Origin of the sequence: Micromonospora sp. NBC_01392 (assembly GCF_045040125.1) — a bacterium.
Classification (GTDB): Bacteria; Actinomycetota; Actinomycetes; order Mycobacteriales; family Micromonosporaceae; genus Micromonospora.
This window is the reverse complement of sequence record NZ_CP109549.1, coordinates 59,151-76,501: the sequence shown is the minus strand read 5'-3', so window position 1 is coordinate 76,501 and position 17,351 is coordinate 59,151. Positions and strand designations below refer to the sequence as shown.

Annotated in this window: 14 protein-coding genes and 2 pseudogenes; 7 read left to right on the top strand and 9 right to left on the bottom strand. The window is 65.6% G+C overall.

The annotated features are described in order from the left end of the window. Nucleotides 1-29: 29 nt before the first annotated feature. On the bottom strand, nucleotides 30-638 hold the full coding sequence (locus OG767_RS00320) for an RICIN domain-containing protein (RefSeq protein WP_405091665.1): 609 nt from the start codon (nucleotides 636-638) through the stop codon (nucleotides 30-32). Between the two features lie 180 nt (nucleotides 639-818). Between OG767_RS00320 and OG767_RS00315 the strand changes: the two genes are divergently transcribed. Continuing rightward, entirely contained in the window at nucleotides 819-1,559 is a 741-nt protein-coding gene (locus OG767_RS00315) for a TetR/AcrR family transcriptional regulator (RefSeq protein WP_405091664.1), read from the top strand. Here OG767_RS00315 and OG767_RS00310 read toward each other — a convergent pair. Then, nucleotides 1,535-2,815, bottom strand: a complete 1,281-nt coding sequence (locus OG767_RS00310) for a hypothetical protein (protein ID WP_405091663.1) — start codon at nucleotides 2,813-2,815, stop codon at nucleotides 1,535-1,537. The genes OG767_RS00315 and OG767_RS00310 overlap by 25 nt on opposite strands. Nucleotides 2,816-3,248: 433 nt before the next feature. On the opposite strand from OG767_RS00310, the gene OG767_RS00305 reads away from it, so the two are divergent. The 3 genes from OG767_RS00305 to OG767_RS00295 all read left to right on the top strand — a co-directional run bounded on the left by OG767_RS00305 (nucleotide 3,249) and on the right by OG767_RS00295 (nucleotide 5,513). Continuing rightward, on the top strand, nucleotides 3,249-3,473 hold the full coding sequence (locus OG767_RS00305; protein WP_405091662.1) for a hypothetical protein: 225 nt from the start codon (nucleotides 3,249-3,251) through the stop codon (nucleotides 3,471-3,473). Nucleotides 3,474-3,774: 301 nt separating this feature from the next. After that, nucleotides 3,775-5,079 (top strand): hypothetical protein, encoded by a 1,305-nt coding sequence (locus OG767_RS00300; RefSeq protein ID WP_405091661.1) that lies wholly within the window; start codon nucleotides 3,775-3,777, stop codon nucleotides 5,077-5,079. 308 nt (nucleotides 5,080-5,387) lie between these two features. After that, on the top strand, nucleotides 5,388-5,513 hold the full coding sequence (locus OG767_RS00295; RefSeq protein WP_405091660.1) for a hypothetical protein: 126 nt from the start codon (nucleotides 5,388-5,390) through the stop codon (nucleotides 5,511-5,513). A 396-nt stretch (nucleotides 5,514-5,909) separates the two neighbouring features. Here the strand turns inward: OG767_RS00295 and OG767_RS00290 are convergent. From OG767_RS00290 to OG767_RS00275, 4 genes and pseudogenes are all read right to left on the bottom strand, one after another. Further along, nucleotides 5,910-7,010 (bottom strand): annotated as a pseudogene (locus tag OG767_RS00290) (IS630 family transposase); the annotation flags it as partial. 254 nt (nucleotides 7,011-7,264) lie between these two features. Continuing rightward, the gene (locus tag OG767_RS00285; RefSeq protein WP_405091659.1) at nucleotides 7,265-7,642 is read right to left on the bottom strand and encodes a cupin domain-containing protein; all 378 of its coding nucleotides are present in this window, start codon (nucleotides 7,640-7,642) and stop codon (nucleotides 7,265-7,267) included. Between the two features lie 22 nt (nucleotides 7,643-7,664). Then, on the bottom strand, nucleotides 7,665-8,402 hold the full coding sequence (locus OG767_RS00280) for a hypothetical protein (protein WP_405091658.1): 738 nt from the start codon (nucleotides 8,400-8,402) through the stop codon (nucleotides 7,665-7,667). 473 nt (nucleotides 8,403-8,875) lie between these two features. Next, a pseudogene (locus OG767_RS00275) lies at nucleotides 8,876-9,244 on the bottom strand (IS5/IS1182 family transposase); the annotation flags it as partial. A gap of 175 nt (nucleotides 9,245-9,419) precedes the next feature. On the opposite strand from OG767_RS00275, the gene OG767_RS00270 reads away from it, so the two are divergent. Further along, nucleotides 9,420-10,187: an endonuclease/exonuclease/phosphatase family protein gene (locus OG767_RS00270; protein ID WP_405091657.1), complete on the top strand. Its 768-nt coding sequence runs from the start codon at nucleotides 9,420-9,422 to the stop codon at nucleotides 10,185-10,187. 475 nt (nucleotides 10,188-10,662) lie between these two features. On the opposite strand, the gene OG767_RS00265 is transcribed toward OG767_RS00270, so the two are convergent. From OG767_RS00265 to OG767_RS00255, 3 genes are read right to left on the bottom strand one after another with little or no spacing between them, the layout of a single operon-like run. Continuing rightward, nucleotides 10,663-11,376 carry a thioesterase II family protein gene (locus OG767_RS00265; protein ID WP_405091656.1) on the bottom strand — a complete coding sequence of 238 codons (714 nt, stop codon included), beginning with the start codon at nucleotides 11,374-11,376 and terminating at the stop codon, nucleotides 10,663-10,665. A gap of 16 nt (nucleotides 11,377-11,392) precedes the next feature. After that, nucleotides 11,393-11,641: an acyl carrier protein gene (locus OG767_RS00260; protein WP_405091655.1), complete on the bottom strand. Its 249-nt coding sequence runs from the start codon at nucleotides 11,639-11,641 to the stop codon at nucleotides 11,393-11,395. Next, nucleotides 11,631-14,642 (bottom strand): AMP-binding protein, encoded by a 3,012-nt coding sequence (locus tag OG767_RS00255; RefSeq protein WP_405091654.1) that lies wholly within the window; start codon nucleotides 14,640-14,642, stop codon nucleotides 11,631-11,633. The genes OG767_RS00260 and OG767_RS00255 overlap by 11 nt, the downstream gene beginning before the upstream one ends. Before the next feature lie 189 nt (nucleotides 14,643-14,831). Here OG767_RS00255 and OG767_RS00250 point away from each other — a divergent pair, with 189 nt between their 5' ends. Further along, nucleotides 14,832-16,028 (top strand): hypothetical protein, encoded by a 1,197-nt coding sequence (locus tag OG767_RS00250; RefSeq protein ID WP_405091653.1) that lies wholly within the window; start codon nucleotides 14,832-14,834, stop codon nucleotides 16,026-16,028. A gap of 87 nt (nucleotides 16,029-16,115) precedes the next feature. Further along, nucleotides 16,116-17,330: a condensation domain-containing protein gene (locus OG767_RS00245; protein WP_405091652.1), complete on the top strand. Its 1,215-nt coding sequence runs from the start codon at nucleotides 16,116-16,118 to the stop codon at nucleotides 17,328-17,330. Nucleotides 17,331-17,351 lie beyond the last annotated feature (21 nt).

Here is a 17,351-nt window from a genome sequence, read left to right as displayed (position 1 = left end):
CTGGATGATCGAGACGCGGGGCCGGGTGCTCAGGCGTCGATGAGGTACCAGCGCTCGTTGTAGGGCGCGGTGGTGTTGCAGGGGAACTGCAGGATGTTGACGTTGTTGGCGGTGCTCGCCCCGTTGACGGTCAGGCACTTGCCGCTGTTCACGTTGACGATGTGATAGTCGCTGAGCCCGGTGACGTCGTGGAAGGTCCAGCGCCGGGACGGGTCGGTGTCGCAGGCATACTGCACGGCCAGCGCGTCGGTTGCGGTGCTCCCGCCGGCGATGGTCAGGCACTTGCCGCTGTTCCGGTTGACCAGGTGGTAGACCGAGGTGCCGGTGACGTCGTAGAGCAGCCACTGCCGGGACAGGTGCGCGTCGCAGTTGTACTGCACGGCCACCACATTGTCGCCGATGCTACCGCCGGCGATCGTCAGGCACTTGCCGCTGTGCGAGTTGACCAGCTTGAACGGCCCGAGCGGCGCCGCCGCCAGTCGGGCCCGGCCGGCGTCGGCGCCGCCGGCCGCAGTCGCGGGGGCGGGGCGAACGGCGGGTCCGGCCTCGCCGGGCGCGGCGGACGCGGGTCCGATGGCGCCGATCATACCGGCGGTGACGATCAGGGTTCCCAGCAGTGACCAGGCGTGACGGTTCATCGACTTCCTTCCCTCGGATCGAGGATCGTGTCGGTGCGAAAACCGGTGACCGAGCGAGGTCGTCCGGCTGGTGCGGTACGACCCAACGCGCCGCCGGGCCCGTGCTTCGGCGAGTTGAATAGAGTGCTGATACTTTCATTAGAAGTTGTTCCAGTCAATACTCTGGCACGATGGCTGGCGATGAACGACAGGATCAAGCGGCGGTACGTCAGCGAGCTGCGTCGGGAGAACGCCGAGCAGACCCGGCTGCGGATCGCCGAGGCGGCCCGGGCGCTGATGCTCGAACGTGGTTATGCCGCGACCACGATGGCCGAGGTGGCCCGGGTCGCCGGGGTGGCCGTGCAGACGCTCTACGCGTCCTGCCCGGGCGGCAAGCCAGGGCTGGCCAAGCTGGTCTACGACGTCAGCCTGGCCGGCGACGCGCAGCCGATCCCGCAGGACGCCCGCCCGGAGGTGTCGGCGATCGTCGCCGAGCCCGATCCGGTGCGGAAGCTTGCCGGGTACGCGGCGATGGCGGTGGCCATCTTCGAGCGGGTCGGCCCGGTGCGCCGGGTCCTGCGGATCGCCGCAGGTGCCGCCGGTGCCGGCGCGGCCGGGCTGGACGACCTGTTGGCCGAGACCGAGCGGCAGCGTCGGGTCGGCAGTCGCGGTCCGGCCGAGCACCTGGCCGAGACCGGTGCGCTCCGCGCCGGCCTGGGCGTCGACCGGGCGGCCGACCAGATCTACGCGCTGACCTCGATCGAGCTGTTCGAGCGGTTGACCGAGGTGTGCGGCTGGAGCGTCGTGGAGTTCCGGGACTGGCTGGCCGAGACGCTGGTCAGCGTCCTGCTCGACACCGAGCGTCGGGTCAGTGCAGGTAGGTCGTGCAGCGACTTGGGCTGCCAGGGTCTTTACGCCTACTCGATGTCAGTGAAGAAGTAGGGACTTCCGAACGACTGCCGGGCCTGTAAGCGTTTGCTGGCGGCACGACCGGCTGCACCGTCTCGAGCCGCTGAGAATGCCTCGGCGATCAGGGTCATGGACGTCTCGGTAGCACCTTCGAACGTGACCTCGTTGGTACCTAACCGGAACACCGGACCCGAGAAGCCCGGTATGCCAGTCTGGACGTTGACTCGGATTCCGGCCTCGGCCAGGGCGGCGGAGAGTTTGTTGGTTGTGGCGTGGTCCCCGATCTCAACCCAGACCTGGTGGGTATCGGTGAACCCGTCCGTGCAGCGGGCAACGTCAAAGCCCTGCGATGCCAGCTCGGCGCCGAGCCGCTTGGCGTTGACAATGATCTGTCGGGCGTAAGCGGGGCCGAAATACTGGAACTCGCGTGCGGCCAGACCCAGCGCCAGAGTCGCGGCGAAGTGGTGGCTGCTCAGCAGGACGTACTGCGCATCCTTGATGAGCTGACGCACACGCGGGAGTCGGGTGAACAGGACGCCCTTGTGCGGCCCGGGGAAGGTCTTGTGTGTAGAGCCACCGAAGGAGGTTGCGCCGAGTCCAAGTGGGTTGGGGGCCTGGCCACCGAGAATGAGGCCGAGGGTGTGACTGGCGTCGACGTGCAGCAAGGTATGCGGGCTGTGTTCGGCGAGGCAGGCGGCGACAGCGGCGACGTCCAGCAGATGCAAGCTGTTGGGCAGGTCAAGGTAGACCAGGGATACGTTTTGCGAAGAGAGGATCTTCCGTAGGCCATCGACGTCCACGGCACCTGCTTCGATAGAGACCGTGGCGGGAACAAAGCCAAAACGCTTGATCACTGCCGCGGTGGCATAGTGGCCTCCGCTCGCGGGATCAAGGCAGACGATCGTGTTTCCGGTGTCGCCACCCATCCCCGAGACCGCGATGATCATCGCGCTGAGTCCGGAAACCGGACGGAGGTTGACGAACGGCGCGTCGGACAGTGCACTCAAGCTGTTGTGCGCCACATCCGTTTCGATGTCTGCGATGCTCTCCCCGCCCCTGAACTGCCAATAATCCGGGTCGTGGTCCTCATTGAAGAAGTAACGGTTGTAAAAATCAAGCTGCAGGGGCAGCTGTGCCAAAGGGGAGAGACGGTTCTCGCTGGGGACCAGGCTCAGGGCATCTCGACTGCGACCGTGGCCATCGCGAAGTCGCCGCGCGAATTCATACAGTTGACGCCCATGCTGTTCTCGTGAAGCTGCGCCGGGTATAGCGCCTTTGTCCACTGACATTCTACCTCGCCTATCAGAGTCAACCAGGACGAACCTGGCGGCGCCGAGTGCCGCGGGGCGCGCGGTCCGGACGATCTATTAGCGGTTGGAGGCTGAGGCTGAGGCTAAGGCACCGACCCAACGCGTACGTACTGGTACCAGGCAGGGTCTCCACCGAGCGCTAGTAGTACTTGCCACGTTTTGATCAACGTAGTGGTTGCCGGTATCCGCGGCTCGTCGTGTCCTGTATGGATGGTCTTGAGGTGGCTCGCCTACGTGATGACTTGGCCGAGTTCGCGCAGGATGTGTTCGGGAAGGCCTGTCCTCGGTCAGGGGCCAGCGGCAGTACACCGGCACTGCCGGACGTGTCGAGATGTCAGTAGCCTGACCGCCTCGCCGCCGCCGGCCTCCCCGACCAGGTCGGTTCGCCACGAAGCATGCCCTCGCCCGGCAGATGATCGCCGCCGCCCTGGCCGTCCTGACCATCCTCGTCGCGCAGCAGCCCGACGTCGACCCGGAGATCATCGCGCTGACCGTCGCCGAGATCCGCCGACTCCTCAACGCCTTCGTCCTCGCCGTGACGCTCCCACCCACGCACACCCCGCACTGGTCGATCTGGCGACGAACATCCCAGGCTCGCGCCCGACGAACCCACTACCAGCGCAGACAGGCGAAGTGACGCTGGAGTGTTAGGTCCCGCGGCCTGTTACCTGTGAGGGCTTCCGGAGGCTGTGAAGTAAGGGCAGACTAGTTCGACATCGACGGATCTGCTGTAGCGACCGTGAACGTGGGCCATCCCGCAGGTCGGGCGGATGCGTTCTATCGGAGGTCACCGGATGGGCGAGGAGGCCAACACCGATCGAGGTTCAGCGGCCGTCCGTCAACCAGCTGCGCGAGGAGGTGACGTGCTTCCCGCCGTGGCTCGACTAATGACGGCCGAGTGGAGTGAGAGGAGTGCCTGAATGCAGCAAAATCGTGGGATGGGTTCGGTCTCTGGCGCGTGGTCCTCGCCTCTTGAGGCGGGCGACACGAACCTGATAGCGAGGCTCGCTCAAGCGCCCACACCCGAATCGGCCCAGTTGCTCGAGGACGCCGCGCAGCGACGATGTCGCTCCGACGACGAGGTGGCACAGACGCGTGCGGCGCGAAACGAGATCCAGCGGCGGGCGCAGGTTGTCGCCCAGTTGTTGGAGAAGGTGGACGGCCTGCCGCTGACGTCCGACGAGCGCTCTATTCTGCAGCCGCCTTTCGGCCGAGCTTCTTATCTGCCGAGCCCCGATCGCCCATACGCACACCTGGCCGTGCACACTGGACGGGGCGGTGTGAGTGTCACGCCGCTCTGGGCGTCTGTGATGGACGCAAACGTGGTCATGAGCACGGTGGAGAACCGAATCAAGGCGCGAGCGACGGCCCTCGACCCGCTTGTTGCGCTGTCGGTTCCGGCCGGCATCGGGAGTCAGCTCTCGTACGAAATCGGGGGTTTCGTTCGGCAGTCGCCGGACCTCGAACGCGAACTGATCCGGACGCTCGCCCGGGTGTACAGCAATCCGAAAGTCGGCGAGCAAGCGGACGGCAACTACACGAGCTGGGACCGACGGGAACGGAACGAGCGGGTCCGGCTGGAAGTTCTTGCCTTCCACGTCCGCAACGAACTCGGGGACGAGCCCGTGTCCCGATTCGCGCCGTACGCTGAGACGCTGCCTCCGAGATACGGCGACGCCTACGTGCCTGCGTCGGTCGCGCACGACCACTTCTGGGGACCGGACGAGGACTACACGGAGGACGAGCCCGAGCTGCGCGAGGCCCGCGACGAGCTAGCGGTCATCGGAATGGCACGGCACGCCGGGACCGGCCGATACCGCGCAGTGAGCCCCACCTACGGACACCTCGCTTGCTTCGGCCACCACGGACTCCTGCGTTGCCGGCAGATCGGGTTCGACGTGCTCGACGTTCGGGGGGAGGACCGCATCGCGTTCCTCGTCGACAAGCGGGACACCGGCGTTTTCCGGAAGAATCCACGCGCTGCCGTGTCGATCGTGAAGTACCGCGGTGGGAGTGTCTGGCTGCAGTCCCGGGGGCTGGTCCAGCTCCACGATGATGCTGGCCTGGTGCGAGAGGCGATCCGGCGGCTGGAGAGCCGATACAGCCGTGCTCACCACCGGTTGGCGCTCGACCTGAGCACCTCCGAACACACCGCCGGGGACTATGTCCTGGCGACCCTGGCTCACCAGCGGCTCAGCAGCCGATTTCGCGAGGCGGAGCGGTCCTCTCGCGTACGGCGCTAAATGACGCGTCCCGCCGGGTCACGGGTGGGCCACCGCCGACCACCTCAAGACCGACTTGGTCGACGCCGCGTTCGAGGGGCGCGATCGTGCGACGCCGACCGCCATCCGGGTTGATCTTTCAATCCGCCCGCGGCTACCCCATACCGAGCGATCCGCTACAGCCAGCGCCTCGCCGAAGCCGGCGCCGTCGCCTCGGTCGGTCCTTGGCCGACTCCTGCGACAACGCCATGGCCGAGGCCGTTCAACGACCTGTACAGGGCCGGACTCGCCGCACCTGAGGCCCGTGGCCCGGCCTCGACGACCTGGAGATGACAACCGTCGAATACATCGACCGGTGCAACAACCGCCGGCTGCGCGGCGAACTCGGCCACGTGCCGCCAGCCGAGGACGAGACGCTACGCGCGATGACCCCACCCGGTCACCGCAACCCTTGAAAACTAGTGCCGTGACCACGAACGTTCACGGTGTCGAGCCGACGGTAGCCTCGGCGCGGTGACGGAGGACGACTTCATGATCAGGCTTAGCCGGGACGAGGCGTTGGTGCTCTCAGACTGGCTTCACCGGATGATGGGCACTGCCGATTTCGACGAGTTGGTCGATCGCGATCGTGCGGTGTGGTCCCCGCTGTATCGCATCTCCGGGACGTTGGAGACCTCGCTGGCGGAGGTGTTCAGGCCGGACTATCCCGTCCGATTGCAGGATGCGAGGAATCGGCTACTGGATGCGCTTGGCGAGGTGGGGCGACCAGCCGGCGAGGCCTGATGTTCGGGCAGCACGCAGTGCCGTAACCGCCAACGTTTCGCAGTGTTGGGATCAGGCTGCGCGAGTGGTGGTTGGCCCCAGCGTCGTTGTCGTTCGCTGCGGATGCGGGCGCGTTCGCGGCGTTGGGCGGCCAGGATGTCGGGGTGGCGGGCGTTGGCGTTGCGCCAGCGCAGGTAGGCCTGCAGTTTCCGGGTCAACGCCGGGTGGTTGGGGTGGTCGGAGCCGGCGATGACGAAGGTGCGCAACGGCCCGAACTGGGCCTCGATCGGGTTGGCCCAGGAGGCGTAGGTCGGGGTGAAGCACAGCTCGACCTTGTTGCGGGCCGCCCACCTGCGGATCTTGAGGCCTTTGTGCGCGGATAGGTTGTCCAGGATGACGTAGATCGGCGCCCCTTCGGGACGCGCGGCTCGGATCGACTTCAAGGCGGCGAGGGTGTTCGCGGCGCTCTTGCGGCGGCGCACGACGCCCCAGAGTTGGTCGTCGCCCACCGAGTAGCAGCCGTGGAACTGCCGGACCCCGTGCAGCTTGTGGTAGTTCGCGGGCAGCCGATGCGGATGCCCCGCCGGCGCCCACCCGGCCCCTGACTGCGGACGGATCACCAGGGGACCGAACTCGTCGAACGCGAACACCCGCTGCGGGAACTGGCTGCTCACGTACTCGATCCGGGCGAGTTTGGCATCGCGCTGCGGGTCGGTGGACTCCTTCCACGTCTTGGTCCGCTGGAAGCTGATCTGGTGCCGGTGCAGGAACTGCCGCAGCCGTTCCCGCCCGATACGGATCCGGCGGGTGGTGTGAAGGCGCAGGTGGTCGGCGAGCTTGCGGATACTCCAGCGGGTGAACGGTCGCCCCAGCTTCTCGGGGCGGGTGTTGGCCGTCTCGACGATGAACTGCTCCTCGTCAGGACTGATCTGGCTGGGACGGCCACCCGCCCACTGAGGGTCCAGGCTGGCCATCCCCATCTCGTTGAACCGGTGGATGACCTGCCGGATCGTGTCCTCGTCGGCCTGAACCAGGCGGGCGATCGCCGGCACCGTGTTCCCGCCGGCCGAGGCGAGCACGACCATCGCCCGCCGTAGTCGGATCGCCGAGCCGGTTCCCCGGCGGGTGATTCTGAGCAGCTGCTGACCTTCCTGATCACTCAACCGCCGAACGCGTACAAGATCTGCCACCGCCACAGCCTGACCGGCACAACGCCGCCCGGCCGACAGGCCGCGCGGCGTGTCCACCAACACCGTAAACGTTCGTGGTCACGGCCCTAGCTAACCCACTCTCCATCAAATGGGTCATCCCGTACGAGGATCGAGCCGACCAGGCAGCCGGCCGGTGACCGGCAGCCGGATCATGCGACCCTCAGCTCAGGGCGGGTGCCCAGGTCAGCCACTTGACCAGGCAAGGAACACCGAGTCAGGACGGACTGAGAACTTCACGAGCGGGCCGTGTCCGGTATCTGGCTCTTATCCAGGAACCTGACGTGCCGTTCCTTCGCTTCGTCGAAGGCCGGCGAGACCGTGAGCAGCAGCTCCAGGGCGCCGAAATAATAGATGCGCGTCATTGGTGGAACGACAACCAGATCCCTGGTTTTCACCGGGATGGCTTTGTCATCTAGATAGAAGGTGCCGCAGCCACTGATGACGTAGTAGACATAGGTGCTCTCCGAGTTGTAGAACTCCTGAAAGTGGCCTTCCGTGACGCTGACGTGGGCGACGGTCATGGACGGGTCCACTTGCCCGTACACGGTGAGGTCGACGCCGTGCTTCGTGAAGTGGGAGGCCGCATCCGCCGGGTACTTGTACCGGGTCATGTTCCCGCGCACCTGACCCGCGTCACAACCAGTGGTGGAGCTGCGTCAGCTCCCCGCGCAGTTGGTCGACGGAAGGTCGTTCGACGTAGATCCCCTTTGTTCCGCCACCCTTTTCGCTGACTGGGCTCGTGCGATAGACATTCGTCGAATCCCTCAGCGTGGGACCCTGGAGCACCACCGTGGCAGTGGGCCCGTCGTTGGAACGCGCGATGCTGTGAAGGACCCGATGATCAAGGTGGTAAACCGTGCCGGCGTGAACATTGATGTCGCAGACCTTGGCGAGCTCTTCGCTCCCCATGTCCTCGAGCGAGAAGCGCTGGTTCGCCCGGACCGGGGTGTACCGGTAGTGGTGGTAGCCGTCGCCGGGGGCGATCATGTACTCGCGGGCGTTGTACTCGCCGAGCAGCAGGGCCGTCGTGAAGTCCCAGCGATGTGAGTGAATGTCCTCCCTCGGCAGGGAATCCGCCTCCGACCGCGGGTGCCACACGTGTAGACGAAGCTTCCAGGCGTTCTCGTCGCCCACCGCCAGAACGATTTTGAGGAAGCTGTTCGCGTGATAGTAGGACCGCGCCGCGATCTCGCCGAGCTGACGGTCGTCCGACAGAATCCCGTCCAGCAGGTATCGCATCTCGTCGCGCCTGCTGAACCTGCGGACCACAGCCTCGCCTCGCTCAGAGAGCGAGCCGCCGCCAGGCGAGCCAATTGTCCCCAAGCGGTCGCGCACCTCAGGAAGTAGATCTTTCGCAAAAGACTTTGCCATGAGTCACATCCTTCGGATGAGGTCGGTTCCCCAGCCGCTCGGAACGGTTTCCTGCCTGACGAGTCCCCGCCGGAAACCGCGGAAAAGAGCGCAGGTTGAATTAGCCGGATGCTTGTCGGCTACGGCTGAGTCAGGGTTGCGAGATCGGTTTCAGTGAGTAATTCGAGCTGTCGAGCCGGGCAACTCTGTGCCGACCTTACCGATCGTGCAGCCGCCCGCGTACTGACATCAGCTAGTAGTGCTTTGTCGCTTTTGAGTGGGTGATGGTGACTTCGCGGTGCCGGGTTGATGTCGTTGATGTCAGTGACGGTTTCATCTATCGGGCGGGGTAGGGCAAGATGACCGGCTCGACCCGAGGTGGACACATCTTGATGGGCTCACCCCGTACCGGAATCAGCGTATTTGCTCCGGCGATTCGCGTCTGGTTCACGGACGGCCAGCTTGTCGAACGGCGTCACGGACCGGCTCGACTACATGAGGCGGTTGACTCCGCACTCCACGGCGTGACGTTGCTGATAGATGTGCGGGCCGAAGGCCGGTGGTCGGCCGCCCTTGGACCCCTTGGCCAGCCGGTGGGCGTCCTGTCGGCCTTGCTCGGGATGGTCGCAGCGATGCCACGCCGGCGCTGGTAGGCCCGGTTCGCCTTCGACGTGTACGCCTTGTCGGCCAGGACCGGTCCGGCCGGGTCCTCGGCGGAGCCGCGCCCCGATGCTCCCAGGCCCTCCCCGGCCGGTGGGGGTTTCTCGCCCGGCGGCGTGCTGGTGGGCCCGAGCGGTGCTGAAGTCCACCGACACGTCCCAGGCGATCATGCCCGCCGCGTCGGCGAGGGCCTGCAACCCGGCCGGTAAACCCACCGCCCCTTACGTTTCTGTTGGACGGCGAGAGGTGGAGGACCTTCATCGCAGTCCGGCCTCTACCTTACCTCTGCTCCAGTACCGCGGAGGGACTCCGTGAGCGCCGAGCCCTGACAGATGTTCGGGTGTCGCGATCGCCCGTCCATGGCACAGTGGCGGCATCATGGTGCCTACCCCCCTTAAGGTCGCGACGTGGAATATCGGCGGCGGAATTCTTGGAGAGTCCCATCAGCGGGGCGTGAGCCCGTCGCTTGATTACTACGCATCTTTCCTCGTGGAACATCGTCCTGACGTGCTCTGCCTTCAGGAGGCCCATGATTATCACGGACGCCAGGTCGGCCAGGCCGAATATCTGGCGAAGTGCCTCGGATATCCGCACTTCGCATCCTTCCCGACGAGCGCTTCCCATATGGCGGAGAACGCATCGCTGGCGCTCGGGGTCGTCTCCCGATTTCCCATCGACGACGCTGTGTACAAGCAGTTCCCCAACCCCGGGCTGAGCATTGTCCGGCCGGACGGGCAGAAGTGGAGCCTGCACGACAAGGGCTATGTCGTCGCACGCCTGGACCTGGACGGCCAGCCACTCGGACTGATCACCGGGCACTGCTTTCCGCTGCACCACTTTGGCATCAGCCCAACCGAGCCCATGTTCGCGCAGATGTGGGAGATGTTGCGGGCCGATCTGCTGACCGTCGGCGGTGCCGGGCCGACTGTTGCAGCCGTCGACCTCAACCATGCGCGCCTGACGGATATCCTGAGCGAGGTCCTGCATTCGGGCCACTATTTCAACGCCTTCGACGCCACGCCCACGACGCCCTTCGGCATGCAGAAGGACTACATCCTCTACGGGCAAGCGATCAGGCTGCTCACCACCACGGTGGCGACCACGGACTCCGACCACTCGTATTGCCAGGCCAGTTTCCTCGTCTGAGCCGCGCAAGGACTGCGTAGATTTCCGTGTTCGACCTGCGTGTGGTCAGTTGGACAGGACGTTGATCCTGTCCAGAAGGACCGCGGCGGCTCGGCTCTGAGCTGGCGGCGCGGGATTTTGAGGTCGTCCGCTGCGCGGACGGCTTTACCGACAACCACCAGGTCTGGGTTGATGTCGGTGACCAGGCCGCGACGAACACGTTCCGGAGCATTGGCTCAGGCCGGGGTCCGGGTCAACGTCCAGACCGACATGCCGGGCTTCGCGGATCCTATTTTCCGGCTGGGCAGCGCCGAGGTGACGTTGGAAGGCGCTTCCGAGGAGTCCGTTACCCTCATCGCCGAGGCTTTCGCAGCGGCTCGGAACGGCGAAGTCGGTGATGCGGCCAGAATTCGCAGGCCCGGGCGCGGCAGGAATTCGAGTGCCCTTACTTCTTCGTTAACCAGCTATAGGCGCTGACCGGCGGGCCGGCGCCGAGTCAGGAGTCCGGTCCGGCCAGGACCGCCGTCGCGGTGGTCATCACCTGCTCAGGCGACTCGACCAGGTACATGTGACCGCCGGGTGACTCGCGGAGACGGAATTCATCCGCCGTGGCCTTTCTCCATCCGCCGGCCTGGGACGCACTGACCAGATGGTCGTCTTTCCCGCGCAGCGCAGTGATCGGGATGCGCAAAGGCTCGATCGAGTCCGGCCGATAGCTCGCGTGCATCTCGACATCGGCGCGCAGCGCCGGCAGAAGCAGGTCGAGCAGGTCGGGATGGGCTAGCGCCTCATGCTGGTAGCCGGTGAGTTCCTCCACACTGGCGACGAGCTCATCGTCCGCGAGGCCACCGGACAGCTGGCGCCAGTCGCTCCACGGCCCCGGTGAGCCGCTCACGATCAAATGGCGCAGGTCGACGGTGGGGACGTTCTGCAAGCGGCAAGCGACCTCGTAGGCGAGCATCGCGCCCAGGCAGTGCCCGAAGAGCACCACCGGACGACCAGCGGTTCGCTCGGCCACCTGCGGCGCTAGTGCGTCGGCCGCCTTGGACAGGTCGCGGAAGGGCTCCTCGTGCAACAGTTCCTCTCGGCCGGGGAGCTGGAGTGGCAGGATCGCCAGGCTGCCCGGCTGCTTGCGATACTGCTTTTGCCAAACCCGGTAGAAGCTGGCGCCGCCTCCGGCGAACGGGTGACAGACCAGATAGGGCTTCACGGTTGACCCATTCTCGTCAGGCATGGGAGGTCTCGATGTATGCCAACAGGCTCTGGGGCGAGGCATGCGTGAAGACCTCGCGCGGCCGGAGGTCCACACCGAGGACGTCGTAGACCCGGGCGACAATCTTGAGGACGTCCAGAGAGGTGGCCCCGTTCTCGAATAGATCAGACGTCTCGTCGAGGTCTGCCTCCTCAAGCACTTCACACCAGATCTCGATGAGCGCTGCGGTGTGGTCCGAGACGTTCGTGTGTTCAGTCCTCATAGTTGGCGGCTCCTCTTGCTCGTCGCTGTCCAGTTCGACCGATTTCGCGGTCGTCCGTGAGCCGGGCGACCATACCTGCGCTGACCTTTCGGGCTGTGCTCTCGGACACCGACGCGGTCTCGTAACTGACCCGCACCGTTGACGCGATGCCATCGTCCGCGAGCAGTTCGACAAGCAGCGGAACGTGGAGGCGGAGGCACGGCAGCTCGATCGGGCGCACCGTGCAGCCGTCGAGTTGGAGCTTGGCGCTCGGTGAGTCCTGCACCGCGCCGATGACTTGATAGAGCTGCCGGCCCGCCGACCGGGCAAGCCGGGCCACCTCGGCGATGGACAGGTCGTTGTTGCGCAGCGCGGCGAGAACCGCGCTTTCGTGAGCGACGTGGGCCCGCAGCCGGACGCACATCGTGTCGATCAGGCAAGTGATGGTGTCCTGCAGAGCAGGGGTGGAGCGCTGGGACACCGGAATGCCGACGGTCAGGTCCTCGGCGCCGGTGACGTCGCCCAGCGTTTCGCCGAGCGCGGCGATGACTGGCGGAAGGAGGCCGTTTCCGATGGAGCGCCGGCCCAAGAAGCCCGCCTGTTCCGGCGTCAGGGGAACATCGATCGTCGCCAACCCGGGCTCCACGCCCTTCGTGGGGGTGACCCACGGCGCCTGGCCCACCGGGAGCCCAGCCAGTTCCTTCGCCCAGTACTCCCGTTGCACCGCGAGATCCGCCAAGCTCCGGATCCGCTGCGTCTCCGCGTAGATCTCCGACGGCGCGGCGACCGAACGCGCGAACCGGGCATCACGTCCCTCACACCGCGCGCGGTACGCCTCGGCCAGATCCTCTACGAAGATCCGCTTGGACCATCCGTCGAACGCGATGTGGTGAACGGATACGCCGAGGACCCATCGTCCGGGTTCGTCGAGCCGGCAGAGCACCGCCCGCCAGATTTCCCCATCGAAGAGGGAGAAGGCCCGGTTGAGGGCGGCCTGCACCTGCTGTTGGGCGGTTGCCTCGTCCGGGGCCTCGATGTGCTCGACCGTGACCGGGCGATCGGTGGGATTCCATGTGGCCTGGTCCTCGAAGATGTAACGGCCTTGAAGGAACGGATGACGTCGGTGGACATCGTGCAGCGCCTCGACGAGAGGTTCGGTGTGGAGAGCGCCGGCGATGTGCCAGGCGAAAAGGAGGTGGTTCTGCGTGTCGTCGCCGTCGAGGTGCTGCAGGAGGAATCCGGACTGCATCCCGTTCAGCGGGGCCGGCGCGGTCGCGTCCGTCCTGCTTTCGACGACGTTCATTGCCGCGGACTGCTTGGCGATCCAAGCCCGCATGGCGTTGGGCGACGGGTGGCTGCGCACGACCGACGCGGGAATGCTGAGACCGGTCATCTGGCTCAGGACTGTGCACAGACGAATCGCGCTCAGCGACGTGCCGCCCAGATCGAACATCGAGGTGTCGGGATCCGCCGGTTCGCCGCCGAGGATCCGGCTGAACACCTCCTCGATCGGATCACCGGGATCATCCTGCGCCCGGGCTGCGACCAACTCCATGACGGCGGAGCTCAATGCGACCGTGTCGAGCTTTCCGTTGCTGGTCAGCGGCAGGGCATCAAGCCGGACGATCACATTCGGAGCCCAGTTCGGCGGTAGGCCGGCCGTCAACGCACCCCTCAGGCCCTTCTCGTCCAAGTGTTCACCAGCCGGGACCACGGCGAGGGCCAGGGACTCCGGCTGGCCGGAGAGGCCGAGCAGCGGGAGCGCGGCACACTGCGCGACGCCTTCGAAAGCGCACGCCGTCCGCTCGATCTGGCCCGCGTCGATCCGGTGTCCACGGATCTTCAGCTCGCGGTCGTGACGTCCCGTGAACCTGAACACGCCGCTGGTGCTCCTGCTGCCGTAGTCCCCGGTGCGGTACACCCGCAGACGGCGGCTGCCTACCAACACCGAAATGAACTTGGCCGCTGTCAACGCCTCGTCACCGAGGTATCCGGGAGACACCCCGTCGCCGGAGATGCAGAGCTCCCCGATCTCGTCGGGGTCACACTCCCGCTCCCCGTCCAGCACGTGCACGCCGGTGCGGGGTATCGGCCGGCCCAGCGGGATGGCGTCGTGGGTATCGCCGGGCGTCACGCGGTGCATGAGGGCAAAGACCGTCGCCTCGGCTGGGCCGTAGCCGTTGAAGAAGGGGATGTTCGGATGAGCGGCCAGGAAGCGCGCGACATGGCGGGGAGAAAGCACTTCGCCGCCAGCGATGACGAGACGCATGCCTTCGAAGGCGGAGACGTCCGCGTCGACCAGCACGTTGAACAGCGAGGCGGTGAAGAAGGCGGTGTTCATGCCGTGGTTCGAGATCTCACGACGCAGCTCGTCGGGTGCGATCGCCCGGTGCTGCCGGAGCACGCATACGCCGCCACGCAGGAGCGGACCCCATACCTCGAGCGAAAACGTGTCCCAGGTTGAGGAGCCCAGGTGTGGCATCACCGTCGCGTCGTCCATGAACGGGATGCCCTCCCCGGTGAACAGCCGCAGGGTCGCTTCGTGCGTCGAGAGCACGGCTTTCGGCTCGCCCGTGCTGCCCGACGTGAAGAAGAGCGTCGCGGCGTCGGAGCCGGCGGCGCGGACCGGTTCCCAGGTGTGGCAGCCGAGTGGGGCCAAGCTGGGCAGCTCGATCTCCCGCCGGAAACAGCCGCGGGACCGGCCCGGGGCGGCGACCGCGAGTGCGCCGCCGAGAATCTCGTCGATCCGTCGAAGGTGCCGCGCGTTCCACTTCAGGTCCATAACCGCGTACGCGGCGCCGAGCTTCAGCACACCGATGGCCGCTGCGATCAGTGCCGGTGACGTCTCCAACTGAAGGGGAACGATGCTGCTGGCCCGAACCCCCTCCGTGGCCAGCCACCGGGCGACCGCGTCGGACCAGGCATCGAGCTGCCCCCGATTGATGATCTCATCGCCGTGGATCAGCGCGGGACGCGTAGGATCCGCCTGAGCGAGGTCACGCAGAACTCCATGGATGGACACGACCGTCTTCCTTCGTCAAAGGCGGAACAATCATCGTTCTGAACTTGCTGCTCCTCGCATCGTTCCTGATAGATAGCAGATAGCTGGCCGGCTCCGCTCCTGCGATCTGTAAGGACTCCGCCTTCTCCTGCTTCACTATGGTGAACCGGGCTCCTTGATGCGGGTCCGATCGCGGCGGAAAGGGGGGACATGGCGGGCAGGCTACCGTTGCTCAGCACACAACTCGGCTTCCTGCTCATGGCGGAACGCACCGGTCGGAGAGTCGCCACGAACCGGCTCTTTCGTCTGCCGCCCGTTGTGTTGTCGGCGGGCGATCTGAATCTGGTGCTGCGCTCGATCGTGCTGCGAAATCCCACTCTTTCCTATCGCCTCGGGATTTCGCGAGGCGAGGCGTACCAGGAACGACGTTCGGACGCCTACGACTTCGCTGAGGTGCGGGCGGAGGACGAAGCGGCCGTCGCTCGACTTCGCCTCGCAGTCGTCGATGAATTCGAGAACGACCTGGACGGCGCCGCGCTGGCAGCACGTCTCGTTCGCACCCGCGAGGCCGACTATCTACTGATGGTTTTCGACCACGCTCTGGTTGACGGTGAGTCGCAGGCAACGATGGTCCAACAGTTGGCCACCCCGGCACCGGCCGCGGACGGGCTCGAGGAGCGCTTCGAAGCCGCTGTCCGGGAGCGGGCCGAGTTCGAGAAGGCCGCCACCGTTGACGGACGCAGAATTGCCTTCTGGACAGAACGTTTGAAGAAATTCCCGGAGGAGCTTCCGCCGGGAACCGCTCCGATGACCCCGGAACTCGTCTCCGTTGTCCGCTTTCCGGGCGTCGCCCGTCCGAGCGCCTTCCGTGGCTCCTACTTCCCGTATGCCCTCTTCTCGATCCACCGCGCCCTGCGCGATGTCACGGGGGCCGCGACCACCGCCATCGCCTACGCCTGGGGACACCGGAGCACGGCATTCATCGACGTCACCGGGTGCTTCCTGAACACGGTCATCTCGCTCGACCGGACCGGACCGCGCGGGACGATGGCTGGCTTCCTCGACGACTGGTATCTGGAGATCGATCACGCGGACATGCCCTTCGTCTCGGTTGCCGGCCTCGGCTCAGCCTTTTCCGGCTCGGTCTCGGGGATGCTCGCCTTCACGGCCGCGACCGAGGGCAATGTGAACGTTGCCGGGATCGAGGCGATCGAGATTCCGCTACCGAAGGGCCGAAACCAGCCGATTCAGGCGTTCACCGCCGCCGCGACGGTCCGAAAGCACGAGATCGGGCTCGAACTGATGGTGAACAAGGAGGCAGGCTATGCGGCCCACGACCTGGGTGCGCGCTGGCACCGCCGGTTAAGCGAGGCGTTGTCGAGTTTCTCCCCCGAACGGCGATCCTGACACCCTGATTCACGGAGGGCGATTAAAATGACTGTGGGCCGGGCTGAGACCACGCGGGGTCCGACATCGCTCGCCGAGATGGCTCGATTGACAGGCGAGTTCGCGGGGTGGCACAACATCGTCTACAGCGTGGTGTGGCTCACCGGCAAGCTGGACATCTCCGCCGTTCGTGAGGCGTGGCGCGGAGTCTGCCTGCGTCACGACATTCTACGCCGGACCTACCTCTCGTCGGACGAAGCCTGCACATACGATGACATGTTGGTTGAGTTGAATTTCTCCGTCGCCAACTCGGATGCGGAGGCACTTCACATGATACGCCGGCTCGTCGAGCCCCCCTTCGACCTTTTCGGACTCGGGTTGTCGCGGATCGCGATCGTTCAACGCGATGAACACCGGCACCTCTTCGCGATAGCGCTGGACCACATCATCGTCGATTTCGTTACGTGGGACCGCCTGATGAGGGATTTCGCCGAACTCTACGAGCGCGCCGCCCAAGGGTCGAGCCTTGACCGGGAGGTCGAGCAGAAGGCATATCACGACTTCGCCGTGCTCGAGCGCCGTGAACTGGCCGGCGCCTGGGGTGAGAGACGTCGGACCTTCTGGCGCGCCCAGACCGAGCGGTTCGGGATTTTTCCCCCGCCCTTTCCGATCGACTACGAACCGAAAGGCGAACCCAAAAGTACCTCAGTGCAGCACGAATTGCCGGCAGACGCGAAGGTGAGAATCGTCGACCTCGCCAGACGGTGCCGTGCGACCCCGTTCGCGACCGTGGCCGCAGCGGTGCTGGCGGGTATGCAGGAAGCCACCGGCAACTCGACCGTGGGTGTCATCACCAACTATCACGGGCGTGTGCGGCCCGGCACGTCCGACATCGCCGGCCTGTTCGTCCAGAAGGTCCCCCTGCATCTGACCTCACGGTCGCGTCAGCAGGAGGAGACGGTTCACGAAGTTTTCGATCAAATGCTCGACGTGTTCGAGCACAGCGTTTCGCTCTGGTCCGTCGGACAGCTCTGGAACGAAAACCTGGCGCATATCGACCGGGAAGCCGGGGTGCAGGTGGGCCTCGGCAACCAGCGAACGACTTCTTTCGGGGAGTCGCTGCTCACCGGAATCAAGGCGGAGACCGTTTTCATGTATGTGCCAGGTCAGAAGACTTGGCCCAAGACCATTCAGATCGAGTGGGATATCGATGGTTTAGCCCCGCAGATCATCGCTTTTTACAACGAGAGCTACTTTCCGGGTGAGGTGGTCCGAACGATCCTTCAGGCCGCCGAGGAATTCGCGCTCTCGACGAACCGGTAACCATCCGGGACTCTCTTCCCG